Origin of the sequence: Streptococcus sp. 2022WUSS037 (assembly GCF_044427225.1) — a bacterium.
In the GTDB taxonomy this organism is placed as follows: Bacteria; Bacillota; Bacilli; order Lactobacillales; family Streptococcaceae; genus Streptococcus.
Genome location: NZ_JAOTGJ010000006.1, coordinates 29,666 through 53,825, shown reverse-complemented (window position 1 = coordinate 53,825; position 24,160 = coordinate 29,666). Strand labels below are relative to the sequence as shown.

At 40.0% G+C, this 24,160-nt stretch carries 20 protein-coding genes and 1 pseudogene; 18 read left to right on the top strand and 3 right to left on the bottom strand.

What is annotated here, in order from left to right:
* Positions 1-22: 22 nt before the first annotated feature.
* From ODU55_RS04185 to glgP, 8 genes and pseudogenes are all read left to right on the top strand, one after another.
* Positions 23-223: pseudogene (locus ODU55_RS04185) on the top strand (MerR family transcriptional regulator); the annotation flags it as partial.
* A gap of 87 nt (positions 224-310) precedes the next feature.
* Positions 311-685, top strand: coding sequence for a hypothetical protein (locus tag ODU55_RS04180; RefSeq protein WP_398581974.1), 375 nt, complete (start codon positions 311-313; stop codon positions 683-685).
* Positions 686-980: 295 nt separating this feature from the next.
* On the top strand, positions 981-2,207 hold the full coding sequence (locus ODU55_RS04175) for a peptidoglycan bridge formation glycyltransferase FemA/FemB family protein (protein ID WP_398581973.1): 1,227 nt from the start codon (positions 981-983) through the stop codon (positions 2,205-2,207).
* Positions 2,207-3,379, top strand: coding sequence for a peptidoglycan bridge formation glycyltransferase FemA/FemB family protein (locus ODU55_RS04170; protein WP_398581972.1), 1,173 nt, complete (start codon positions 2,207-2,209; stop codon positions 3,377-3,379). Before ODU55_RS04175 ends, ODU55_RS04170 begins: the two co-directional genes overlap by 1 nt.
* Positions 3,380-3,408: 29 nt before the next feature.
* Positions 3,409-3,819, top strand: a complete 411-nt coding sequence (locus ODU55_RS04165) for a peptide deformylase (RefSeq protein ID WP_398581971.1) — start codon at positions 3,409-3,411, stop codon at positions 3,817-3,819.
* 1,223 nt (positions 3,820-5,042) lie between these two features.
* Positions 5,043-7,142, top strand: coding sequence for an ATP-dependent Clp protease ATP-binding subunit (locus ODU55_RS04160; protein WP_398581970.1), 2,100 nt, complete (start codon positions 5,043-5,045; stop codon positions 7,140-7,142).
* 206 nt (positions 7,143-7,348) lie between these two features.
* Entirely contained in the window at positions 7,349-8,857 is a 1,509-nt protein-coding gene (gene malQ / locus ODU55_RS04155) for a 4-alpha-glucanotransferase (RefSeq protein ID WP_398581969.1), read from the top strand.
* Positions 8,850-11,114 (top strand): glycogen/starch/alpha-glucan family phosphorylase, encoded by a 2,265-nt coding sequence (gene glgP / locus ODU55_RS04150; protein ID WP_398581968.1) that lies wholly within the window; start codon positions 8,850-8,852, stop codon positions 11,112-11,114. Before malQ ends, glgP begins: the two co-directional genes overlap by 8 nt.
* A gap of 229 nt (positions 11,115-11,343) precedes the next feature.
* Here glgP and ODU55_RS04145 read toward each other — a convergent pair whose 3' ends face one another.
* Positions 11,344-12,051, bottom strand: coding sequence for a UTRA domain-containing protein (locus ODU55_RS04145; protein ID WP_029186820.1), 708 nt, complete (start codon positions 12,049-12,051; stop codon positions 11,344-11,346).
* 199 nt (positions 12,052-12,250) lie between these two features.
* Here ODU55_RS04145 and ODU55_RS04140 point away from each other — a divergent pair, with 199 nt between their 5' ends.
* Both ODU55_RS04140 and ODU55_RS04135 read left to right on the top strand, forming a co-directional pair.
* Positions 12,251-13,042: an endonuclease/exonuclease/phosphatase family protein gene (locus tag ODU55_RS04140; protein WP_253212387.1), complete on the top strand. Its 792-nt coding sequence runs from the start codon at positions 12,251-12,253 to the stop codon at positions 13,040-13,042.
* Positions 13,043-13,075: 33 nt separating this feature from the next.
* Positions 13,076-15,244 carry a PTS transporter subunit IIBC gene (locus ODU55_RS04135; RefSeq protein ID WP_398581967.1) on the top strand — a complete coding sequence of 723 codons (2,169 nt, stop codon included), beginning with the start codon at positions 13,076-13,078 and terminating at the stop codon, positions 15,242-15,244.
* A gap of 71 nt (positions 15,245-15,315) precedes the next feature.
* Here the strand turns inward: ODU55_RS04135 and ODU55_RS04130 are convergent, their stop codons facing one another.
* Both ODU55_RS04130 and ODU55_RS04125 read right to left on the bottom strand, forming a co-directional pair.
* Positions 15,316-15,942 carry a DUF2812 domain-containing protein gene (locus ODU55_RS04130; protein ID WP_398581966.1) on the bottom strand — a complete coding sequence of 209 codons (627 nt, stop codon included), beginning with the start codon at positions 15,940-15,942 and terminating at the stop codon, positions 15,316-15,318.
* Positions 15,943-15,951: 9 nt separating this feature from the next.
* On the bottom strand, positions 15,952-16,263 hold the full coding sequence (locus ODU55_RS04125) for a PadR family transcriptional regulator (RefSeq protein WP_004194196.1): 312 nt from the start codon (positions 16,261-16,263) through the stop codon (positions 15,952-15,954).
* A gap of 160 nt (positions 16,264-16,423) precedes the next feature.
* Between ODU55_RS04125 and ODU55_RS04120 the strand changes: the two genes are divergently transcribed.
* The 8 genes from ODU55_RS04120 (at position 16,424) to ODU55_RS04085 (ending at position 24,014) form a co-directional block, all read left to right on the top strand.
* Positions 16,424-17,140, top strand: coding sequence for a YebC/PmpR family DNA-binding transcriptional regulator (locus ODU55_RS04120; RefSeq protein WP_004194195.1), 717 nt, complete (start codon positions 16,424-16,426; stop codon positions 17,138-17,140).
* A gap of 341 nt (positions 17,141-17,481) precedes the next feature.
* A complete protein-coding gene (locus ODU55_RS04115) occupies positions 17,482-18,330 on the top strand; it encodes an S-adenosyl-l-methionine hydroxide adenosyltransferase family protein (protein WP_004194192.1) in 849 nt (282 codons plus the stop codon).
* 25 nt (positions 18,331-18,355) lie between these two features.
* Positions 18,356-18,904, top strand: coding sequence for an ECF-type riboflavin transporter substrate-binding protein (locus tag ODU55_RS04110; RefSeq protein WP_105148067.1), 549 nt, complete (start codon positions 18,356-18,358; stop codon positions 18,902-18,904).
* A 105-nt stretch (positions 18,905-19,009) separates the two neighbouring features.
* Positions 19,010-19,930 (top strand): hypothetical protein, encoded by a 921-nt coding sequence (locus ODU55_RS04105; RefSeq protein WP_398581965.1) that lies wholly within the window; start codon positions 19,010-19,012, stop codon positions 19,928-19,930.
* A 210-nt stretch (positions 19,931-20,140) separates the two neighbouring features.
* Positions 20,141-21,124, top strand: coding sequence for a rhodanese-related sulfurtransferase (locus ODU55_RS04100; protein ID WP_208582770.1), 984 nt, complete (start codon positions 20,141-20,143; stop codon positions 21,122-21,124).
* Between the two features lie 118 nt (positions 21,125-21,242).
* Positions 21,243-21,407, top strand: a complete 165-nt coding sequence (locus ODU55_RS04095; RefSeq protein WP_398581964.1) for a VOC family protein — start codon at positions 21,243-21,245, stop codon at positions 21,405-21,407.
* A gap of 106 nt (positions 21,408-21,513) precedes the next feature.
* The gene (locus tag ODU55_RS04090; RefSeq protein ID WP_398581963.1) at positions 21,514-23,187 is read left to right on the top strand and encodes an ABC transporter ATP-binding protein; all 1,674 of its coding nucleotides are present in this window, start codon (positions 21,514-21,516) and stop codon (positions 23,185-23,187) included.
* Positions 23,184-24,014 carry an energy-coupling factor transporter transmembrane component T family protein gene (locus ODU55_RS04085; RefSeq protein WP_398581962.1) on the top strand — a complete coding sequence of 277 codons (831 nt, stop codon included), beginning with the start codon at positions 23,184-23,186 and terminating at the stop codon, positions 24,012-24,014. The genes ODU55_RS04090 and ODU55_RS04085 overlap by 4 nt, the downstream gene beginning before the upstream one ends.
* Positions 24,015-24,160: the final 146 nt, after the last annotated feature.

The following is a 24,160-nucleotide window of genomic DNA, read 5'->3' as shown; positions in this document are numbered from 1 at the left end:
TGGTCATAGAGAGGAGGTTTACATGAACGAAAAATGGACGGTAAAGCAGGTTAGTCAGCTGACGGGACTGACGGTGAGGACCTTGCACCACTATGATCAGATTGGTTTGCTCAAACCAGCATTTGTGGCTGAAAATGGTTATCGCTACTATAATCAGGAGAACTTGGCTCGTCTGCAAGAAATTCTATTATTTCGAGAATTGGATTTTCCTCTCAGAGACATTCATGCTCTTCGAAAATCAAAATCAGACGTCGTTGACTTGATTTGATGAACTTCAGTTCTATCTGCATCTGCGTCGCCTAGACTGATTTTGATTTTCATTGAGTATCAGCAGCTTTTGGATGTGACGGAAGTCAATCGTCAGCAGGTCTTGCGGAACCATATCACCCTTTTAGAGCTCAAAAGGGAACGACTGGATCGCATCATCAATCACGACAGATTGCTCACAGAAAAAGGAGGAGAAGTCATGGATTTTCACGCATTTGACAGCAGTCAACTAGACGCCTACAAGGTGGAGGCCAAGGAGTGTTGGGGGAATACCTCAGCCTTTGCGGAATTTGAAGAGAAATACGATGCCGGTAAGGACTGGGTGTTTGCCCAAGAGATGCAGGCTATTTTTGAAGCTTTTGGAAAAATGCAGAGCTTGGAAGCCAATCAGGCAATTGCGATTTATTGCCAAGAATAAATAAGGAAAGTCTAGTGAGAACTAGGCTTTTTTATGTTCATCTTGGCTATGTATATATCAATTTAATTATGACTTGGAGGTACATTGCTAAATTTTAAAATATTAGAAACCAAAGGAAACGAATATATATATGCATGAGTGATTTCGTGGCACAAATAAAACATTATTATTTTTTTATGATTGAGTAAAAATACTTGACAAAATCGATTGCTATACTAGTATAGCAGGGCTTGACACTACGGGCAAGCCCTTCCTAATTAGCGTTAAAAGTAATTATGAACAAGGGGAATAATCAATGTTTTACACTTATAAAGTAGGTATTTCTGCTAAGGAACATGATTCATTTGTAAAGCAATCACCACAGGCTAACCTGTTGCAGAGTAGTCAGTGGGCAACCGTAAAAAGTGAGTGGCGAAATGAGAGACTAGGCTTTTTTAAAGATGGGAAATTAGTGGCAGTTGCTTCTCTTCTTATCAGAAGATTGGTAGTACCATTTGGTTTTACGATGATTTATATACCAAGAGGTCCTGTAATGGATTATGAAGATGCTGAATTAGTGTCATTTGTATTTAAGTCTATAAAAGAATTTGCCCTTCGAGAACGCAGTGTTGTTATAAAATTCGATCCATTTATTCGACTATCTAGTAAAACTATAACAGGAGATAGGGAAGAGGAATTAAATGTACTTGCCGTCAAAGATAGGATTGTTGATTTGGGAGGTATTTGGTCTGGTCGAGTGCAGACCATGTCGGCTACAATCCAACCTACTTGTCATGCAGTATTATATAGCGAATCCTTCTCAGAGGAATCACTAAATAAACGAGTTCGACAAAATATTCGGTCGGCGCGTAATAAAGGTATTGAGATTCGAATTGGTCGTGAGGAGTTGTTAAGAGATTTTTCAGAGCTATTAAAAAAGACTGAGGAGCGCAAATCTATTCGCTTGCGGGGGAGGGAGTATTATCAAAAAATATTGAATGCCTATCCAGAAAATTCTTATATTGTAGTTGCCTATTTGGATTTAGCAGAGAGATATGAACAGTTATCTTATCTTGAAGAAAAATTAGTAAAAGAGGCCATGACCTTCACCTCCACTACAAGACAATCGAAGATTGAACATTATAAAAAAGAAACCCGAAGAATAAATGCAGAATTAGAAATGATAAATTCTATGACTCGTAACGGGAGTAAGCTAGTTCCATTGGCTGGTACTTTGACAATAAATTTTGCAGGAACATCTGAAAATATCTATGCTGGTATGGATGAAAAGTTTAAACATTATCAGCCTGCTTTACTAACATGGGTGGAGACAGCAAAGTATGCTTTCGAACGAGGTGTGAAATGGCAAAATTTAGGAGGAATAGAGCCAACTTTAGACGGAGGCCTTTATCACTTTAAATCACATTTGAATCCAGTAGTAGAAGAGTATATTGGGGAGTTCGACCTTATTGTTTCGCCAATATTATATAAGATTTTTCAAGTTTTACTGGAAATTAGAAAAAAATTAAGGAAGAAAAAATAATGACTTTTTGTCAAATAACTAAAGAAGAATTTTTAAAGCATTGTCAACAAGTAAATGAAAAATCATTTTTTCAATCCATTGAAATGGCTGGATTACTATCCAAGCGAGGATACGATGTTCGCTATGTTGGTTTTAAAAATTCACAATTAGAGATCGTTATTTCTACTTTGCTTTTCTGTAAGAAGATGGCTGGTGGTTTGTATATGGAATTGAATTCTGGACCGCTGGTTACCGATCATGCTTATTTAGAGGAATTTTATCAATCTTTAAAAAACTATGCGAAGCGTGAAGGCGTACTTGAATTGGTGGTCAAGCCTTCCCAAGCCTATCAAATCTTTGATAGTGTAGGGAATCCAATGAGTGAAGCAGATACTCAACTAATTGAGAAGCTGGTGCAAGTTGGATTTAAACATGATGGCTTACAAACAGGTTATCCAAATGGAGAGCCTGTTTGGCATTATGTGAAGGATTTGCAAGGGTATTCAACAACGTCGTTATTGCAATCCTACAATAAAAATAGTAAACGAAACATAAAAAATTCAGAAAGTTACGGTATCAGGATTCGTAGCATCAATCATAAGGAGCTTTCAGCTTTCAAAAAAATAATTGAGGAAACTGGAGCTAGACAAGGCTTTGAAGATAGAGATAGTGGTTACTATAACAGTCTTTTTGAAAGCTTTGGTACACAGGCAGATTTTTTAGTTGCAGAACTTGACCCGAAAGCCAGTCTAAAGCAAATTGAAAAGGAAATAGAAACAAGTGATAGAAATTCAAAACAGTATGCACAGCAAGTGCAGAAATTGTTGAAAAAACAGGAGGCGGTTCAAAATATTTTAAATCAAACTCAGACAGCTCCTATTTTTTTGGCATGTGCACTGATAATTTATGATGTGAATGAGGCAACTTATCTTTTTGGTGGCTCATATTCAGAGTTTCAAAGCCTATCTGCACCTTTCTTACTTCAATATGAGGCGATGCAACGTGCAATAAAACGAAATCTTAAGCGTTATAATTTCCTTGGTATTCAAGGGATATTCGACAGCTCAGATGGTGTTCTTCGATTTAAACAGAACTTTAATGGTTACATTTTGAGAAAAGCTGGTACTTTTCGCTATTATCCTCATCCTATAAAGCATAAAATAATTCAAATTATCAAAAAAATAGTAAAATAATACTATATACTTTATCGAAAGAGGTTCCCATGATTCAACCCATAATGAAAGATATTTTCTTCCTGCAGCAGAAGTCTGAGCCTGCGACTCAGCTAGATGTGCAGGTAGGTCAAGATTTACAGGATACTTTGGTAGCCAACGCTCACGCATGCGTGGGCATGGCGGCCAACATGATTGGCGTCAAAAAGCGGATTATCATCGTCAACATGGGTTTTACCAACCTGGTCATGTACAATCCCGTCCTCATCAGCAAGGCCAAGCCTTATAAGACTGAGGAGGGTTGCCTGTCGTTGGAAGGTACCCGCCCCACCACTCGTTATCAGGAGATTGAAATGGAGTTTTTGGATGCTTCATGGAAAAAGCAGAGCCTAAAGCTGACAGACTTCCAAGCTCAGATTGTTCAGCATGAACTAGATCATTTGGAAGGGATTATCATCTAGTAGCTATCAAATCTACCGTCAGTTAGATTTTTTATCGTCGTTTAGTTTATCTTTTATTACTGCGGCGAATGAGGAAACTTCGTTTCCTTATTTCCAACTTCAAATAATCTCATCATTATTTGAACTCGCTTTGCCGTACCTTGCGAATGTTACTTACGATCGTAAGTGCGATTTCCAACCTTTAATAGTCCGCTGGACTATTGATGCTACCTGCAGCTTTTGATGCGAACTTTGTTCGCTCTATTTCCCACCTCCAAAGGTTCCCCAAACCTTTAGAGCTAGTACTAAAAGTAAACTAAAAGACTATATCAAAAAGTCAAAAAAAGTCAAACAAAACTATTGACTTTTACTGACCAATGATGTAAAATAAGATTCGTAAGGTAAAGGACCTTACGAATTCTTTGAACAAAAGGTCAGTTTAGGTCAAACGAGAAGGGTTTGACTTACTCTTGAACCTATTGGTCAGTAAAAGACAAACTTCTAAGGAGGTTATATGAAAGACAGGATTATACCCTATTAGCGTCATTCAGTTTATCTTTTATTACTGCGGCGAATGGGAGTGGGAAAGAACTAAACCATTCATAGAAGAGTTCGTTTTCCCACCCCCGCACAGTTGATTAGGTTAGATTTGGAGTGTAAAACACGAACAAATCTGCCAATCAACCACTGCGCTGAGATGTTGACACTAACTTTGAGAAGCGGTGCTGGGCTTTTTGCCCAGCCTCTATCTCCAACTTCAAATAATCTCATTATTATTTGAACTCGCTTTGCCGTACCTTGCGAATGTTACTTACTATCGTAAGTGCGATTTCCAACCTTTAATAGTCCACTGGACTATTGAAGCTACCTGCAGCTTTTGATGCGAACTTTGTTCGCTCTATTTTCCACCTCCAAAGGTTCCCCAAACCTTTAGAGCTAGTACTAAAAGTAAACTAAAAGACTATATCAAAAAGTCAAAAAAAGTCAAACAAAACTATTGACTTTTACTGACCAATGATGTAAAATAAGATTCGTAAGGTAAAGGACCTTACGAATTCTTTGAACAAAAGGTCAGTTTAGGTCAAACGAGAAGAGTTTGACTTACTCTTGGACCTATTGGTCAGTAAAAGACAAACTTCTAAGGAGGTTAATATGAAAGACAGGATTATACCCTACTAGCTATTTTTTTAAAACAAAGGTCAGTAAAAGTCAAAAACAAATAAAACTTAAACGAGGTAAAAACGATGAATAACAATTTCAATAACTTTAACAATATGGACGATATTTTCAATCAACTCATGGGCAACATGGGTGGTTATAGTACAGAGCGTCGTCGCTATTCTATCAATGGTCGTGAAGTGACACCGGAGGAATTTGCCATTTACCGTCAGACTGGTCGCCTGCCACAGACAGAAGAAGTGGCTCAAACCCAGGCTAAAGGTCAGATAAAGTCAGACGGAATTCTGGCAAAACTTGGTTGCAATTTGACACAAGATGCGCGTGAAGGGAAGTTGGATCCAGTCATTGGACGAAACAAGGAAATTCAAGAAACATCTGAAATCCTGGCTCGCCGTACGAAAAACAATCCTGTTCTGGTCGGTGATGCGGGTGTTGGTAAAACTGCGGTAGTAGAAGGCTTGGCTCAAGCCATTGTCAATGGTGATGTGCCAGCAGCCATTAAGAACAAGGAAATCATCTCCATCGACATTTCAGGCTTGGAAGCTGGGACTCAGTACCGCGGAGCCTTTGAGGAAAATGTGCAAAATCTTGTGGATGAAGTCAAAAAAGCTGGCAATATCATTCTCTTCTTTGATGAAATTCATCAGATTTTGGGAGCTGGTAGCACTGGTGGAGACTCAGGTTCCAAGGGCTTAGCAGATATTCTCAAACCAGCCCTGTCACGTGGAGAGTTGACCGTCATTGGTGCGACCACGCAAGACGAGTACCGCAATACCATTCACAAAAATGCTGCTCTGGCTCGTCGTTTCAATGAAGTCAAGGTTAATGCTCCGTCCGCAGAAGACACCTACCAGATTTTGAAAGGTATCAAGCCGCTTTATGAAGCCCACCACAATATTGAATTGCCAGATGAGGTCTTGAGAGCTGCGGTTGATTATTCCGTCCAATATATTCCACAACGTAGCTTGCCTGATAAGGCTATTGATCTGGTCGATGTGACTGCTGCTCACTTAGCTGCACAACATCCTGTTACAGATATCCAGGCTTTGGAGGCAGAGATTGAACAGGCTAAAGCTTTGCAAAGTCAAGCAGCTGAAAAAGAAGATTACGAAACAGCACTCAATGAAAAAGTCCGCATCGACAAGCTCCAAGAACAAATTGACAACCACACGGAGCAACAGAAAGTGGTAGCGACTGTTAATGATGTGGCTCAGGCGGTTGAGCGAATGACAGGAATTCCAGTTTCACAAATGGGAGCTTCTGACATTGAACGACTCAAGGAATTGAAACATCGCCTGGAGACAAATGTAATTGGTCAAGACGATGCGGTGGAAGCAGTATCTCGTGCTATTCGTCGGAATCGTGCAGGTTTTGATGACGGCAACCGTCCGATTGGTTCCTTCCTCTTTGTCGGTCCGACAGGTGTGGGTAAGACAGAGTTGGCAAAACAGTTAGCGCTAGACTTGTTTGGTAACAAGGAGGCCATTATTCGTTTGGATATGTCTGAATACAGTGATCGGACAGCCGTTTCCAAATTAATCGGTACCACAGCTGGTTATGTTGGTTATGATGATAATTCCCATACTCTTACAGAGCGTGTCCGTCGTAATCCTTACTCCATTGTACTCTTGGATGAGATTGAAAAAGCAGATCCACAAGTGATTACCCTCCTTTTGCAAGTGCTAGATGATGGTCATTTGACAGACGGACAGGGCAACCAAGTCAATTTCAAAAATACCCTTGTCATCGCGACTTCAAATGCTGGTTTTGGTTATGGAATGCCAGAAGGTGAAGAAAATCAAGACATCATGGACCGCATCGCACCATTCTTCCGTCCGGAGTTCCTTAACCGTTTCAACGCAGTTATCGAATTCAAACACTTGGGCAAAGAAGACCTCAAGGCAATCGTTGATTTGATGTTAGGCCAGGTCAATAAGACCCTAGCTAAAAAAGGTATTCACTTAGAAGTGACTGAGGCAGCCAAAGAGTTCTTGATGGAAGAAGGCTATGATCAGGCTATGGGAGCTCGTCCATTGCGCCGTGTGATTGAAAATCAGATTCGAGACAAGGTGACAGATTACTATCTGGATCACCTAGATGTGACAAACTTGTTGGCTGATGTGGTGGAAAATGAGATTCAAATCAGCGAGCAAACCTTTTCATAAAATAATAGAATAATATTGAAATTCTGAGGTTCAATACTCAGAATTTCTTTTTTTGTTTAACGGCAACAAGAGCGGTAGAATGCGTATTTATGGGAGATTTTGAATGATTTTACGTAAAAGTTTTAAAAATATTGTATAAATCCTTGACAAATGCAAACGTTTGCGTTAAACTAATAAACGTATTCGATAGAAAGGAAAGCGTTTTTATGACAAATCGTACCAGTGGAATTCTAATGCATATTACCTCACTTCCAGGTAAGTTTGGTATCGGTACTTTTGGAAAGCCTGCCTATGACTTTGTAGATTTCTTGGTCGAAACCAAGCAGACCTACTGGCAGCTCCTTCCTCTCACAACGACAAGTTACGGAGATTCACCTTATCAATCATTTTCTGCCATTGCAGGAAATACCCATTTAATTGATTTTGATTTGTTGGCAGAAGAAGATTTATTGGCCAACTTTGACTACCAAGATGTGAAATTTGGGGACAATCCAGAAAAAGTAGACTACGCCTTGATCTATGAGGCTCGTCGTCCGATTTTGGAAAGAGCCGTTAAAAACTTCTTGAGCGATGACAAGCGTAAAGCAGCCTTTCAAGAGTTTGAAAAAGCCAATTCGTCATGGTTAAATGACTATGCGGAATTCATGGCTATTAAAGAACACTTTGGAAACAAGGCCCTACAAGAGTGGGATGACAAGAAAGTTGTTGCTCGAAATGAAGAAGCTCTTGAAAAATACCGCTTGGAATTGGCAGACCAAATTGATTACTTTAAAGTCACTCAATATTTCTTCTTTAGCCAGTGGAAACAGCTAAAAGAATATGCCAATCAAAACCACATTAAGATTATCGGAGACATGCCAATTTATGTTTCTGCCGATAGTGTGGAAGTTTGGACCAAGCCACAGCTCTTCAAATTAGATAGTGAGCGTAAGCCGCTTTATGTGGCAGGTGTGCCAGCAGATAACTTCTCTGCAGATGGCCAGCTTTGGGGTAACCCACTCTACGATTGGGAGCAACATGAAAAAACTGGCTACAACTGGTGGATTTACCGCATTCACGAGAGTTTCAAACTTTACGATGTCTTGAGAATTGACCACTTCAAAGGCTTCTCAGATTACTGGCAGGTAGCAGGAGATGCTAAAGTTGCCAAGGTTGGTACTTGGGAGCCAGGTCCAGGCTACAATCTTTTCAAGGCAGTCAAGGAAACACTCGGCGACTTGCCTATTATTGCAGAGGATCTAGGAAATATCGATGCCAAGGCTCGTAAGTTGCTTGCAGATTGTGGCTATCCAGGAATGAAGATTCTAGAATTTGGCTTCTTCGATGTGACAGGGAGAAGCATTGACATCCCACACCGTTGCGTACCAAACTCTATCGCCTACACAGGCACACACGATAATGAGGTGGTCAACGGTTGGTATAACAATCTAGAGCCTGAACAACAGGAGTTTGTAGATGCCTATACCAACAGAAAGCCGATTGAGCCAGTGACTCAAGCCATGCTTCGAACACTCTTTGCCACTGTCAGCGACACAGCTATTGCGACCATGCAAGATGTTCTTGACTTGGGCGAAGAAAGCCGCATGAACATGCCTTCAACTGTCGGAGGTAACTGGGAATGGCGAATGAAAGCTGAAGATTTAACCCAGGAACGCAAAGACTTCTTAGTCAAAATGACAACACTATATCAACGAGGAAATGAAAAACATGATTAACTTTACAACATTTGCAGAAACAAATACTTCGAAAAAATTAGCTGATTTAACAAACGAAGAAATCTATCTTCAATTGTTAAACTACGTAAAAGAAGCTGCAGCTACAAAACCAAAAAACACAGGTAAACGCAAGGTTTACTACATCTCAGCAGAGTTCCTTATCGGTAAACTCTTGTCAAACAACTTGATCAACTTGGGAATCTATAAAGATATTAAAGCTGAATTGGCAGCTGCTGGAAAATCTTTAGCACAAGTTGAAGACGTGGAACCAGAACCATCTCTTGGTAATGGTGGTCTTGGACGTTTGGCATCTTGCTTTGTGGATTCTATGTCAACACTTGGAATCAACGGTGAGGGTGTTGGTCTCAACTACCACTGCGGTTTGTTCAAACAAGTTTTCAAGGACAACCAACAAGATGCAGAGCCAAACTTCTGGATTGAAAATGATTCTTGGTTGATTCCAACAGATATCAGTTATGACGTGCCATTTAAAAACTTCACGTTGAAATCTAAGTTAGATCGTCTTGATATTCTTGGCTATAAAAAAGAAACCAAGAACTACCTTAACTTGTTTGACATTGAGTCTGTCAACTATGACTTGATTACAGATGGCATTTCATTTGACAAGACTGATATTAAAGAAAACTTGACACTCTTCTTGTACCCAGATGATTCTGATAAGAATGGTGAATTGCTCCGTATCTACCAACAATACTTCATGGTATCAAATGCTGCTCAACTTTTGATTGATGAAGCAATTGAGCGCGGTTCAAACTTGCATGACTTGGCTGACTACGCTTATGTGCAAATCAACGATACTCACCCATCAATGGTGATTCCTGAGTTGATCCGTCTTTTGACTGAAAAACATGGTATTGAATTTGCGGAAGCAGTTGCCATCGTTAAGAATATGACTGGTTACACAAACCACACTATCTTAGCGGAAGCGCTTGAAAAATGGCCACTTGAATTCCTAGAAGAAGTAGTGCCTCACTTGGTAGATATCATCAAGGAATTGGATGCCCTTATTCGTGCAGAAATTAAAGACCCAGCAGTCCAAATCATTGATGAATCAGGTCGTGTGCACATGGCTCACATGGATATCCACTTCTCAAACTCAGTGAACGGTGTAGCTGCACTTCACACAGAAATCCTCAAAAACTCTGAATTGAAAGCTTTCTACGAGCTTTACCCAGAAAAATTCAACAACAAGACAAACGGTATCACCTTCCGTCGTTGGTTGGAATTTGCTAACCAAGACCTTGCAGACTACATCAAGGAATTGATTGGCGATGAGTATTTGACAGATGCGACGAAACTTGAGAAATTGCTTGCCTTTGCTGATGATAAGGAAGTTCATGCTAAGTTGGCAGAAATCAAACACAAGAACAAGTTGGCCCTTAAACGTTACCTCAAAGATAACAAGGGTATCGAATTGGACGAAAACTCTATCATCGATACACAAATCAAACGTTTCCACGAGTACAAACGCCAACAAATGAATGCCTTGTATGTTATCCATAAATACCTTGAAATCAAGAATGGTAACCTTCCAAAACGTAAAATCACTGTTATCTTCGGTGGTAAAGCAGCCCCAGCTTATATTATCGCTCAAGACATCATTCATTTGATTCTTTGCTTGTCAGAGTTGATCAATAATGATCCAGAAGTAAATAAATACCTCAATGTTCATTTGGTTGAAAACTACAATGTAACTGTTGCTGAAAAACTCATCCCTGCGACAGATATTTCTGAGCAAATCTCATTGGCTTCTAAAGAAGCATCAGGTACTGGTAACATGAAATTCATGCTCAACGGTGCTTTGACACTTGGTACTATGGACGGTGCCAACGTTGAGATTGCAGAGTTGGTTGGCATGGACAATATTTACATATTTGGTAAGGACTCAGATACTATTATCGACTTGTACGACAAGGCTGGTTACGTATCTGCAGACTACTACAATGGCGATGCCAACATCAAACGTGCGGTAGACTTTATCGTCAGCGATGAAGTGCTTGCCCTCGGTAATGAAGAGCGTCTAGGTCGCTTGCACCATGAATTGATTTCTAAAGACTGGTTCATGACCTTGATTGACTTGGCGGAGTACATTGAAGTCAAAGAGCAAGTCTTTGCAGACTACGAAGATCAAGAATCTTGGAACAAGAAAGTTGTTCACAACATCGCCAAAGCAGGATTCTTCTCATCTGACCGTACAATCGAGCAGTATAACGAAGATATTTGGCACAGTAACTAATTGAATTCCAACAATTAGTAGGAAAGTTGATTGAACCACTCCAAAACTTATCAGATCAATTCTTCCTATGTGTTGAAGAATAAAAAACTATCAGTTTTTACCATTATTGGTGCTCTCCTTAGTATATAAATGCAAAGAATGTCTCTGCAAAAAAGCGGAGACATTCTTTTTATAACTATAAAATTCTAGAAGTTTTGTACACTTGGTCGAAAAAATCGAAAGTTTCCTTTTACCGTTTCGCCATAGAAACAAAGCTAACTTTGTCTGGACGGTAACTAATTGTTCCATACTGGAAAGCTTGACCATTTGAAAGATAGGTGATACTAGTGACCACGACGACCATGTCATAGTCTCCTAAGTCCATCAATTGTTTTTCTTCTTCGTTTGCAAAACGGAAGGAGATTTCACGTCTGGAATGAGAAATTGTTAAATGGAGTTCTTCTTCTAAGTAGCGGTAAATAGAGCTTTCGGCAATTTCTTTGCTGAGATAAGGGACGACCCTACGGTCGAAATAGGAAATGTCATATTCCAACCGCTCACCATCAATTGTCCGTACCCGACTCACTCGATAGAAATCTACCTTATCATCAACTTCGAAAGTTGACATTAAATCTTCTTGACCTTGAATAATATAAAGCGAAGTAAGCTGGGTCTGAATTTGGTGCTGTGATTTTTTGTTCAATTCGCCCGCTGTTTTAATTTCAGAAAGATACTGGTCCTTCATTAGACCATGTTCGATAACAATAGAAGATTTCCCCTGTTTCTTTTGAATATAACCATCCATTTCAAGAAGAGATAGTGCTTTGCGAATGGTGTCCTTGGAGTAAGAATACACTTCCATTAATTCATTTTCTGTCGGTAGGGCCTGTCCAGTTGACCAAACCTGCTCTTCGATTTTTTTCTTAATATCTTGATAAACTTTTTTATACTTACTCATAGTTTCCTGTCTTTCTACCCATTAGTGTATCATAAAAGAGCCAGAAAGGGGCAATACATCTATTTTATTTAGTAGAACACACGGCTTTTACGTAAAAGTTTAAAATATTACGGAAAAGTTATTGACTAATGCAAACGTTTACGTTATACTATTTCTATAAAAAGAAAACGGTTACGCATTTTCAGAGAGAGGGGGAGCAATGAAATTACTAACAATTAATGTCCATGCCTGGTTAGAAGAAAGGCAGGATGAAAAACTAGATGTTTTAGCCCAAACAATAGCCGAAAAGGCTTATGATGTCATCGCTCTTCAAGAAGTCAATCAGCTCATAACTGCTGATTTGGTAACGAAAGACTTGAAGGCGGATAATTATGGCTTGATTTTATTAGAAAAATTAAGATCCTTGGGACAATTTGACTATTCATATTATTGGAGTAACTCACATATCGGCTACGATAAGTACGAAGAAGGGATTGCCTTTCTTACCAAGTTGCCAGTTTATGAAGTGGATCCATTTTATTGTAGTCAGAATAAATCTGTTGATTCCATCCTATCACGAAAAATTATGGGCTTGACGGTCTTCTATCAAGACCAGTTGATTGACCTGTATTCTTGTCACATCAATCTTCCGGGGAGTGAAGAGGAAGACCAGCTTGATAACATTCGTACGATTGTGGAACGGACTGGCAATAGACGTTTTAAGATTCTCATGGGAGATTTTAATACCGATGCCTTCTCAGATCGAGAGGCCTACGAAGCGATTACAGAGCTTGGACTTTATGATTCATACAATCTAGCGATGGAAAAAGACCAGGGGATTACGGTTGAAAAGGCTATTGATGGCTGGGCTGGTCACAGTCAGGAAAAACGATTGGATTACATTTTCTTAAATCAGAAAAAGGAAGTTTTATCCAGCTTAGTGATTTTCAATGGAGAGAATCGTCCGATTATTTCAGACCATTTTGGTGTGGAAGTTGAAATTAATGTATAAAATGGCACAGAGCCAAAAAATAAAGGAGAAAAAATGAAAAAATTTCTTAGTTTCGAATTTTGGCAAAAATTCGGTAAGTGTTTAATGGTCGTGATTGCAGTTATGCCTGCAGCAGGTCTTATGGTTTCTATCGGAAACTCTATTCCGTTAATCAGCCCAGAATCAGAACTCTTGATTCGTATTGGGAATATTATCGCCCAAATCGGTTGGGGGATTATCGGAAACCTTCACTTGCTCTTTGCCTTGGCTATCGGTGGTAGCTGGGCTAAGGAAAAGGCTGGTGGTGCCTTCTCAGCAGGTCTTGCCTTTATCCTTATTAACTTGATTACAGGTCACTTCTTTGGTGTGACGACTGACATGCTTGCAGATGCAGCGGCAACCGTAACCACTGTTTTTGGAACAGAGATTCCAGTTTCAGGCTACTTCGTCAATATCTTGGGTCAACCTGCTCTGAACATGGGTGTCTTCGTTGGTATCATCGCTGGTTTTGTAGGGGCAACAACCTATAACAAATACTACAATTACCGCAAATTACCTGATGTTTTGACCTTCTTTAACGGTAAACGCTTTGTACCATTTGTGGTTATCTATCGCTCAGTTCTTGTAGCGCTAGGATTAGCTATCTTTTGGCCGGTTGTTCAAACAGGAATCAACAGCTTTGGTAAATGGATTGCAAGCTCACAGGATACAGCACCAATTCTTGCGCCTTTTGTTTATGGTACCTTGGAACGTTTGCTTCTTCCATTTGGTTTGCACCACATGTTGACCATTCCAATGAACTATACGTCACTTGGTGGTACCTATGACATCTTGACAGGTGCACAAGCAGGTACACAAGTATTTGGACAAGATCCACTCTGGTTGGCTTGGATTACAGACTTGATCAACCTCAAAGACGCTGGTGATATGGCTCAGTACAATGACCTTCTTGCAAACATTACTCCAGCCCGTTTCAAAGTTGGTCAAATGATTGGTTCATCAGGGATTTTGATGGGATTGACTTACGCTATGTACCGCAATGTGGATGAAGATAAAAAACATAAGTACAAAGGTATGTTTATTTCTTCAGCACTTGCCGTCTTCTTGACAGGTGTAACAGAACCAATCGAGTTCATGTTCATGTTTGCAGCAATGCCACTTTATGTCGTTTATGCTTTTGTGCAAGGTGCGGCCTTTGCCATGGCTGACGTTGTCAACTTGCGTATGCACTCATTTGGTAATATCGAATTCCTTACACGTACACCGATGGCGATTAAAGCTGGTATCGGTATGGATGTTATTAACTTCATCTGGGTAACAGCCCTCTTTGCAGTTGGTATGTACTTCATTGCCGACTTTATGATTAAAAAATTCAATCTAGCAACAGCTGGACGCAATGGTAACTATGATACAGAAACAACAGATGTAGTTTCTAACTCAAACGTAGATACTGCGGATGCCAATTCACAAGTGGTTCAAATCATCAACTTGCTTGGTGGCCGTGATAATATCGCTGATGTGGATGCTTGTATGACTCGTCTTCGCGTTAGTGTTAAAGATATGGCACAGGTTGGAGATGAAAATGCTTGGAAACAGGCTGGTGCTATGGGCTTGATTATCAAAGACTCAGGTGTTCAAGCAGTCTATGGACCAAAAGCAGATGTTCTCAAATCAGACATTCAAGACTTGCTAGAATCAGGCGTAGCTATTCCTCGTACGGAAATTGTGGCGACAGAAGAAGTTGCTCCTGAGACTCAGTTCAAAGGTGTGACGGAGACAGTTTACTCTGTTGCTGAAGGGCAAGCCATTGCCATCACAGAAGTGAACGATCCAGTTTTCTCACAAAAAATGATGGGCGATGGTTATGCAGTTGAGCCTAACTCCGGCAATGTTTACGCACCAGTTTCAGGTATTGTAACTAGTGTCTTCCCAACCAAACACGCTGTCGGTATTTTGTCTGACAAGGGTGTAGAAGTCTTGGTGCACGTCGGCATAGATACGGTTGCGTTAAACGGCGCTCCATTCTCAGCTAAGGTAACAGATGGCCAACGCGTTGAAGCAGGTGACTTGCTCCTTGTTGCAGATCTTGAAGCTATTCGCTCAGCAGGACGTGAAACAACTATCGTCGTTGCCTTCACAAACACAGCTGAAATCAAATCTGTCAGCCTTGAAAATCTTGGACAGGTCAGTCAAGATAGTCAAGTTGCGACAGTTGAGTTGTAAAAATTAAAAAAAGATTGAAAAGATGATTGCAGTCAATTCTTTTCAATCTTTTTCTTTTGGATAGTATGCCATCAGTATTTTTCTAATTTCTTCGCTTCTTTTTTACCTTTTTCAGCGATATGGAGGAAATAAATAGACCAAGCAAGGAAAAATAACGGAATGATGCCACTTCTAAACAATGCGAATGGGGTTTCAAAGAGAAAACCAAACCAAAAACTGGTACCAGTCCGTTCCCATAGTCCTGGAGTTAGGTACCAGGATTTAGGATTCCAAAGTGTGTATCCATTTTGGATTCCAACTTGGTAATGGATAAAAAATAAGGTCAGAAATAATCCGAAATAGGAGTAGGCATAATTTTGGTAGCGTGAATAGAATGCTTTTTTCGATTCGGTATCAGAAAAAATTTCTGTGCTTGAAGCTTCGATTGTTTGTTGAAAATAATGGATGCCACATCTACGGCTGCCTTGTATAGGTTGCCAACCACAGTCTTCAAATAGAGAGAGGTAATTTGAATATTCTCCTTTTGCAATATGTTCATGAAAATCAAGGCGTATGGGACGAGGGATGACACTACATTTTTCAAAATGATAGGCTGCTGTCCACGGTGTTACTTTGACAAGCTGGTAGCCTTCAGATTGAATCGAATTAATCCAATGTTCTTCCTCTTGTAAACTGGTGAATAATTTGTGTTTTATCATGGCTTCCTCCTAAAAACCTAATTCTTTGGCAATATGATGTAGTTTTTGAATACGCTGTGTTTCCAGTTTAATAATCTCTTGTCCCGTTGCTGTTACTTGATAGACTTTTCTTCTTTTATCGGAACTTGGAACGGAACAAATCCATTTTAGTTTCAAAAGATTCTCAATCGCTCCATACATGGTTCCTGCAGCGATTTTCACATCACCATCACTCATATCCTCTACTTTTTGCATGATATGGTAGCCATGGGCAGGTTCCAAGAGGGCTAATAGAATATAGTAAGTTGTCTCCGTTAGGGGGAGGTGCTTGTTCCTTTTCATTTGGCTTCTCCTATGTAGTTCAAATGTACAGTTGTGCTATATATTATATATCGGAAAACTATACATGTCAACTGTATAGTGAAGAAGATTTTAAAAATCTTCTCAATCCTTGCTATTTATGGTATAATAAAGCGATTTTATAAAATGTAGGAGGTTCCCCATGGGACGTAAATGGGCCAATATTGTAGCCAAGAAAACCGCAAAAGACGGTGCTAACTCAAAAGTTTACGCCAAATTTGGTGTTGAAATCTATGTAGCAGCGAAAAAGGGTGACCCAGATCCAGAAACAAACTCAGCGCTGAAATTTGTTATCGACCGTGCTAAGCAAGCGCAGGTTCCAAAACACATCATTGACAAGGCCATTGACAAGGCAAAAGGAAACACAGATGAAACCTTCGTGGAAGGTCGTTACGAAGGTTTTGGACCAAATGGTTCTATGATTATCGTTGATACCTTGACATCAAACGTAAACCGTACCGCAGCCAATGTTCGCTCTGCCTTTGGTAAAAACGGTGGAAACATGGGTGCATCTGGTTCCGTATCATTCATGTTTGATAAAAAAGGTGTGGTTGTATTTGCTGGTGATGATGCAGATGCCATCTTCGAATTACTCTTAGAAGCAGATGTTGAAGTCGATGATGTAGAAGCAGAAGACGGCACAATCACTGTCTATACAGCCCCAACTGATTTGCACAAGGCAATTGTGGCACTTAAAGAATCAGGAATCCAAGAGTTCAATGTTACTGAACTAGAAATGATTCCACAATCAGAAGTATCACTTGAAGGCGATGACCTCGCAACATTTGAAAAACTCTACGACGCCCTCGAAGACGACGAAGACGTCCAAAAAATCTACACGAATGTAGATGGGTTTTAATATAAAAAAAGTGCTAGTAGCACTTTTTTTATATTAAAAGATTGTAAATTCCGGGGGACAGTCATTTTTATTAGAAGGTTGGAGATTGGAACTGCCGGTAGGCGGTTTTCTTTGTATCCAATTGCTCAAAGACGATAGTTGGTTGGAACTAGAGAGTGGGGGATTTTATCTTAAGTTCGAAGAAGGTACGATGGGAAAATTTGCGGAGTTTTCGGTGGCTGATAGTAGAGTGCTTGACAGATGAGGTATAAGGAAAAACTATAGCCAGGCTTTGGAAATATCTATTTGAATGGTCACGGGTTTTCTGTTATCATAGAACGGTAATAAGATTAGGAGAATGTATGTCAAATAATTTACTTGTTTTACAATCAGATTTTGGTTTAGTTGATGGTGCAGTTTCAGCGATGATTGGTGTTGCTCTCCAAGAATCGAGAGATTTAGTTGTTCACCATCTAACACATGATATTACTCCGTACAATATCTTTGAAGGTTCTTATCGCCTCTTTCAAACGGTCGAATACTGGCCGGAGGGGACAACATTTGTTTCGGTTGTTGACCCAGGAGTTGGTTCAAAACGTAAGAGTGTAGTAGCTTTGACTGAACAAAATCACTATATTGTAACGCCAGATAATGGGACGCTATCCTTCATAAAAAAATATGTGGGGATAAAGGCGGTTCGAGAAATTTCAGAGGTGGCCAATCGCCGTGCCAATACAGAACATTCGTACACCTTCCATGGTCGAGATGTTTATGCCTATACGGGAGCTAAATTGGCTTCTGGACACATTAGCTTTGAAGAAGTTGGTCCAGAATTAAGCGTGGATAAGATTGTGGAAATTCCAACAGTCCCAACGGAAGTTGGTTCAGATTATGTAAAAGGCGCAATTGATATTCTAGATGTTCGATTCGGCTCGCTTTGGACCTCGATTACGAGGGAAGAATTTTACACCTTACAACCGCAGTTTGAAGATCGCTTTGAAGTGACCATATACAATAACGACATGCTTGTGTATCAAAACCAAGTAACCTATGGCAAGTCTTTTGCGGATGTACGTATCGGACAGCCATTGATTTATATCAATTCCCTCTATCGTGTAGGTGTTGCGATCAATCAGGGCTCATTTGCCAAGGCTTATAATGTCGGTGTAGGTCAAAACTGGCATATTGAAATCAAACGTATTAGTAATTAAAGAAATTTTAGGAGATAGGATAGTTATGAAAAATAATTCAATCAAAACAGTCGTTGCTACTGGTATCGGCGCAGCCCTCTTTGTGGTTATTGGTTTGCTGATTAGTATTCCAACCTTTGTACCAAATACCTACATTCAATTGCAGTATGCAGTTCAGTCGCTCTTGTCAATTGTTTTTGGACCAATTGTTGGTTTCTTTGTAGGGCTTATTGGTCATGCCTTTATAGACGCACTGCGAGGTGGGTCGCCTTGGTGGTCATGGGTTCTAGCCTCAGCAGTTTTTGGCTTGGTGTTAGGTTTTGCTAGAAATCGTCTGCGTATTCAAGAAGGAATTTTTGACGGAAAAGATATTTTTGCTTTCAATATTTTTCAAGTAGTAGCTAACCTCATTGCTTGGGGAATCATTGCCCCAGTTTTAGATATTCTTATCTACAGTGAGGCGGCGAATAAGGTCTTTGCACAGGGACTTGTAGCAGGTATTACAAACAGTATTACAGTTGCTATTGCAGGGACACTCCTTTTGGCTGTTTATGCAAAATCTCAAACGAAGACAGGTAGCTTGTCTAAAGATTAAGTTTTATTTTCCCTAGAAAAAATTCTAGGGTTTTTTAATACAAAAAATCACAAATATGATATAATAATATATAACAAACAAATACATGTGTTCAAGGGGAGAAGTATGGTCTGGACAGAAGAAAAGTTGGGACCGATTATTCATTCTATACTCAATCCTGACGAGGAAGTTTTAAGTCTTTATCAATCGAAAACGACGAAATCAATTTATGGCTGCATTCTTTGGAATAGTTATTATTATAAGGTTTTCCGAGTTAGTAACCACCCATCACAATCTACATATAAACAGCCAACTTTTTATGATTTCCATGGCGAATTTTATATGAAAGGAGCGATTCGGACCTACCTTTACCACACGAACAGTTGGTATGAACTTAGTAAGCAAAGCTACTACCTTCTTCTCTTTTTTCAAAAGTTATGGGATGAAAAGCAAGAGGTGGAGGCGAGTTGGCAAAATGGCAGGATACAGATTCGCTTAGTGGTTGAAGAAGAGGGGTGGCAAGTCCATTACCGTTTTCCAGATAATCAGGCAAGGGAGGTTGAACGCTTATTGGCCTCAGGCATGCTGGTGGCCATTCGCTCCTCCAGAAATTTTATCAAGATACGGACGAGTCGTTTTGTTGCACCGTATATAGCTCTAATCAAACAGCGTCAACTTTATCGAAAAAAGCCGAGTAAAGCTATGCTCCAGTGGGAAAAATACCAAAGTCAACTTATTGAAATCCAAAGGACCTATCGGCTAGTGGAGGAAAATGCTCCGCAAACTTTTTTTGGACACTGGTTGAATAAGGTCCAACTCTATCTCTGCTCTGCCATTGCCAGCTATTGGGAAGAAGTTATTAAAGGAGTGGAGTGGCAGGAGGCAAGAGAAATCAAAGAGCAAAGGAAAATCGAGAAGCCACATAATCCTATTGAAGATAAATGGAAGGAAAATATTGCTAGACGCCATAAGCGAAAAGTGGACCAACTTATCGGACATGATACCTTGGAAAAACTCCGACAACTGAAAACAGAATTAGACGACTAAGAAGTTATAGCGAACCTTCAATAAATGCGGTAGCATGTCATTCATGTTACCGTATTTTTTACATATAAGCACTGAACCTGCGAATAGAGGTTCTAAATTTTCAGTTCAGATTTTTGTCTTTTGAGGGGCTAAACGATATAATCGTAAGGTATCATTTATTAGAAATGACAGAGTTTTATCATCTATTGCAAAGATTGAGAAGGAGAAATCATGTCAAAAGACATTCGTGTATTACTTTATTATAAATATGTCCCAATTGAAAATGCTGAAGCTTATGCTGCTGAGCATCTAGCTTTCTGTAAGTCTATCGGACTCAAAGGACGTATTTTGATTGCTGATGAGGGAATCAACGGTACTGTTTCTGGTGACTATGAAACAACTCAAAAGTACATGGACTACGTTCATGCAAACCCATTGTTCAGCGATTTGTGGTTTAAGATTGATGAAGAAAATGAGCAAGCTTTCAAGAAAATGTTTGTTCGTTATAAAAAAGAAATTGTTCACCTTGGTCTAGAAGACAACGACTTCGACAGTGACATTGACCCACTTGTAACAACAGGTGCCTACTTGTCACCAAAAGAGTTCAAAGAAGCTCTCTTGGACGAAGATACAGTTGTTTTGGATACCCGTAATGACTACGAGTACGACCTTGGTCACTTCCGTGGTGCCATCCGCCCAGACATCCGCAACTTCCGTGAATTGCCACAATGGGTCCGTGATAACAAAGAGAAATTCATGGACAAGCGCGTAGTTGTTTACTGTACTGGTGGTGTTCGCTGTGAGAAATTCTCAGGCTGGATGGTTCGAGAAGGCTACAAGGATGTAGGTCAGCTCCATGGTGGTATCGCAACCTATGGTAAAGACCCAGAAGTTCGTGGCGAATTGTGGGATGGTAAGATGTATGTCTTTGACGAGCGTATCGCAGTTGATGTCAACCATGTAGACCCAGTTGTCGTTGGTAAGGACTGGTTCGATGGCACACCATGTGAGCGCTATGTCAACTGTGGCAATCCATTCTGTAACCGTCGTATTTTGACATCAGAAGAGAATGAGCACAAGTATGTTCGTGGCTGTTCAGCTGAATGCCGTGCTCATGAGCGCAATCGTTACATTTCTGAAAACGGCTTGACTCGTCAAGAATGGGCAGAACGCTTGGAAGCGATTGGGGAAACTCTGACTCCAGCAAATGCTTAGTACTACCAAAATTGCATTGAAAAATCAGTGCAATTTTTTGTGCAATCAGAATTCTTTATATTTTTTCAGTCCATTCTATACGAAGCCTATCAATTAGAAAAGAGAAGGAGATGAAGTCTTGATTTCGCTTAATGTGGCGAGTAGGGAAGAAGTGGATAGACTTATCGAGCGTGTTGAAGTAAATGGTGGACCAATTGCAGATCGCTCGACAGATGCCCACGGCTTTTATGGAGCAAGTTTTACGGACCTTGATGGGCATCATTTTAATGTGATTGTGAGGTAAGAAGGTAGAATTCATCTGCTCTAGAATCATGGATGAAGGTATTTGAAAAGGGAGAAACTGATGATTCTTCCTTTTTTTCAGAGTCAATTTACGCTATAATAGTCCTATGAAAAAAATCATTGAGTTTAAAGATTTTACATTTAGATACCAAGCGCAACAGGAACCCACTTTAAAAGACATTCAGTTAACGATTTATCAGGGAGAGAAAGTTCTGATTATTGGTCCATCTGGTTCAGGAAAGTCGACGATTGGACAATGTCTTAATGGTATTATTCCCAATATTTACAAGGGAGAACATAGCGGAAGTTTACTATTGGATGGTCAGGAAGCTTTTAATCTTTCAGTTTATGATAAGTCCTTGCTCGTATCAACGGTTCTTCAAGACACAGATGGTCAATTCATTGGCTTATCAGTTGCCGAGGACCTAGCTTTTGCTTTGGAAAATGACATGGAAAGCCAGGTGGTGATGAAGCAAAAAGTAGGAGATTGGGCAGAAAGACTGTCTTTGACCGATTTGCTGGCACATCGACCACAAGATTTATCTGGAGGTCAAAAGCAACGTGTCAGTCTGGGCGGAGTTCTTATTGATGAGAGTCCTATTTTGTTGTTTGATGAGCCACTTGCTAATTTAGATCCCAAATCGGGCCAAGATACGATTGATTTGATTGACCGTCTGCACAAGCAAGAAGGGACCACAACCATTATTATCGAACACCGTTTAGAGGACGTACTGTATCGTCAGGTGGACCGAGTTGTATTGATTAATGACGGTCGGATTTTGTTCAATGGAGGACCTGATGATTTATTACGTACCTCATTGTTACAGGAAAACGGCATCCGTGAACTCTTATATCTATCGACTCTTCGCGCCTTAGGATATCCGATTGCGCAGGCAGAACACCTCTCCTCAGTTTGGGAAATTGATATTGAGGCTTTGAATATAGCGTCCCTACCGACTCTACACTTTGAAAATGGAGAGAAAGAGGCTTTGTTAGAAGTCAAGCATCTTCATTTTTCCTATCCTAATAAACAAGTTCTTACAGACATTCAACTGACGATTCATAAGGGGGAACGTCTAGCTATTGTTGGAAAAAATGGTGCTGGGAAATCTACTTTAGCCAAGGTGCTTTGTAGTTTTATTCAGGGTGAAGGTGAGATTCTCTGGAAGGGGCAGTCAATCAAAGAAGATTCTGTTAAAGAGCGAGCAGAACGGATTGGTTATGTTCTTCAGAATCCCAACCAAATGATTAGCCAAACGATGATCTTTGATGAGGTTGCCCTTGGTTTGCGCATGCGAGGGGTGACAGAAGAAGAAATCAAACACCGAGTTCACCATATCTTGAAGGTATGTGGCCTGTATCCGTTTCGTAATTGGCCGATTTCGGCACTTTCGTATGGGCAGAAAAAACGGGTAACGATAGCATCTATCTTGGTTCTCAATCCCGAAATTATTTTGCTAGATGAGCCAACAGCAGGACAAGATCAACGACATTATCGGGAAATGATGGAGTTTTTGGACCAATTAAATGCTCAAGGACACACCATTGTCATGATTACCCATGACATGCAACTCATGCTAGATTATTCAGATAGAGCTGTTGTTGTGGTGGATGGGCAGATTATTGAAGATGCCAGTCCAGCAGAAATTTTATCTGATGATACGGTGATTGAGCGAGCCAATTTAAAAGAAACATCAATTTTTCACTTGGCGGAGAGGTTGGGAGTTAATCCTTTAGAATTAACGACGTTTTATATGCAGGAAGAAAGGAGAGGAAGATGAGTCAACAAAAACTAATTGGTTACCATCCAGGAACTGGCTTTATTCATAGTTTATCGGCTGTCAGTAAATTACTCTTTTTTCTCATAGTTTCCATTCTTGCTATGATTACTTACGATACCCGCTTGATTCTTTTTATCGCAGTATTTTCTCTAGCCTTGTTCAAAATGTCAGGGATTCGTTATAAAGAAATCTCTCTTGTTTTAATTCTGACGATTATTTTTGCTGCAATGAATGCCCTGATGGTTCACTTGTTTGCACCACGGTATGGAGTGGAACTTTACGGAGCAGATACCCCCTTGCTATCAGGTCTGGGAGTTTATTCCTTGACGAGTCAGCAAGCATTTTATCTGGTGAATCTTCTCTTGAAGTATTTTTGTACAGTTCCTTTAGCGATTATCTTTCTCATGACCACTCATCCTAGCCAGTTTGCTTCCAGCTTGAATCAAATTGGGGTATCCTATAAAGTTGCTTACGCAGTCAGTTTGACCATGCGCTATATTCCAGATATTCAAGAAGAGTTTTATACGATTCGAATGTCTCAAGAAGCGCGTGGTTTGGAATTGTCCAGGAAAGGAAAATTGATGGATCGTATAAAAGGGAATCTATCCCTTGTCATTCCTCTGATTTTCAGCTCCTTGGAGAGGATTGATACGATTTCAACGGCTATGGAATTGCGGCGTTTTGGCAAGAATAAAAAAAGAACATGGTATACCCAACAGCCTCTACAGAGAATAGATTACGCTGTCTTGCTATTTATTCTTGCTCTAGTAGTCGTGACAATCTATCTATTTTTTGTTAATCAGGGACGATTCTATAATCCGTGGTGATGATTATTGAGTTTATTGGGCCGATTAACCCTTTATCGTTGACATATAGGAAATATACTGTTACAGTAGGGAATGTAAATAAGTTTAGAGTTTAAGTATCAGTTTCATCTTTTGTTTTTCCTCTTGATCAGTTTTACAAATAAATA

What these genes read in the sequence shown, in the direction of transcription:
- ODU55_RS04175 (WP_398581973.1), top strand. Translation starts at nt 981, where the DNA reads ATGTTTTACACTTATAAAGTAGGTATTTCTGCTAAGGAACATGATTCA.
- ODU55_RS04170 (WP_398581972.1), top strand. Translation starts at nt 2,207, where the DNA reads ATGACTTTTTGTCAAATAACTAAAGAAGAATTTTTAAAGCATTGTCAA.
- ODU55_RS04165 (WP_398581971.1), top strand. Translation starts at nt 3,409, where the DNA reads ATGATTCAACCCATAATGAAAGATATTTTCTTCCTGCAGCAGAAGTCT.
- ODU55_RS04160 (WP_398581970.1), top strand. Translation starts at nt 5,043, where the DNA reads ATGAATAACAATTTCAATAACTTTAACAATATGGACGATATTTTCAAT.
- malQ (WP_398581969.1), top strand. Translation starts at nt 7,349, where the DNA reads ATGACAAATCGTACCAGTGGAATTCTAATGCATATTACCTCACTTCCA.
- glgP (WP_398581968.1), top strand. Translation starts at nt 8,850, where the DNA reads ATGATTAACTTTACAACATTTGCAGAAACAAATACTTCGAAAAAATTA.
- ODU55_RS04145 (WP_029186820.1), bottom strand. Translation starts at nt 12,051, where the DNA reads ATGAGTAAGTATAAAAAAGTTTATCAAGATATTAAGAAAAAAATCGAA.
- ODU55_RS04140 (WP_253212387.1), top strand. Translation starts at nt 12,251, where the DNA reads ATGAAATTACTAACAATTAATGTCCATGCCTGGTTAGAAGAAAGGCAG.
- ODU55_RS04135 (WP_398581967.1), top strand. Translation starts at nt 13,076, where the DNA reads ATGAAAAAATTTCTTAGTTTCGAATTTTGGCAAAAATTCGGTAAGTGT.
- ODU55_RS04130 (WP_398581966.1), bottom strand. Translation starts at nt 15,942, where the DNA reads ATGATAAAACACAAATTATTCACCAGTTTACAAGAGGAAGAACATTGG.
- ODU55_RS04125 (WP_004194196.1), bottom strand. Translation starts at nt 16,263, where the DNA reads ATGAAAAGGAACAAGCACCTCCCCCTAACGGAGACAACTTACTATATT.
- ODU55_RS04120 (WP_004194195.1), top strand. Translation starts at nt 16,424, where the DNA reads ATGGGACGTAAATGGGCCAATATTGTAGCCAAGAAAACCGCAAAAGAC.
- ODU55_RS04115 (WP_004194192.1), top strand. Translation starts at nt 17,482, where the DNA reads ATGTCAAATAATTTACTTGTTTTACAATCAGATTTTGGTTTAGTTGAT.
- ODU55_RS04110 (WP_105148067.1), top strand. Translation starts at nt 18,356, where the DNA reads ATGAAAAATAATTCAATCAAAACAGTCGTTGCTACTGGTATCGGCGCA.
- ODU55_RS04105 (WP_398581965.1), top strand. Translation starts at nt 19,010, where the DNA reads ATGGTCTGGACAGAAGAAAAGTTGGGACCGATTATTCATTCTATACTC.
- ODU55_RS04100 (WP_208582770.1), top strand. Translation starts at nt 20,141, where the DNA reads ATGTCAAAAGACATTCGTGTATTACTTTATTATAAATATGTCCCAATT.
- ODU55_RS04090 (WP_398581963.1), top strand. Translation starts at nt 21,514, where the DNA reads ATGAAAAAAATCATTGAGTTTAAAGATTTTACATTTAGATACCAAGCG.
- ODU55_RS04085 (WP_398581962.1), top strand. Translation starts at nt 23,184, where the DNA reads ATGAGTCAACAAAAACTAATTGGTTACCATCCAGGAACTGGCTTTATT.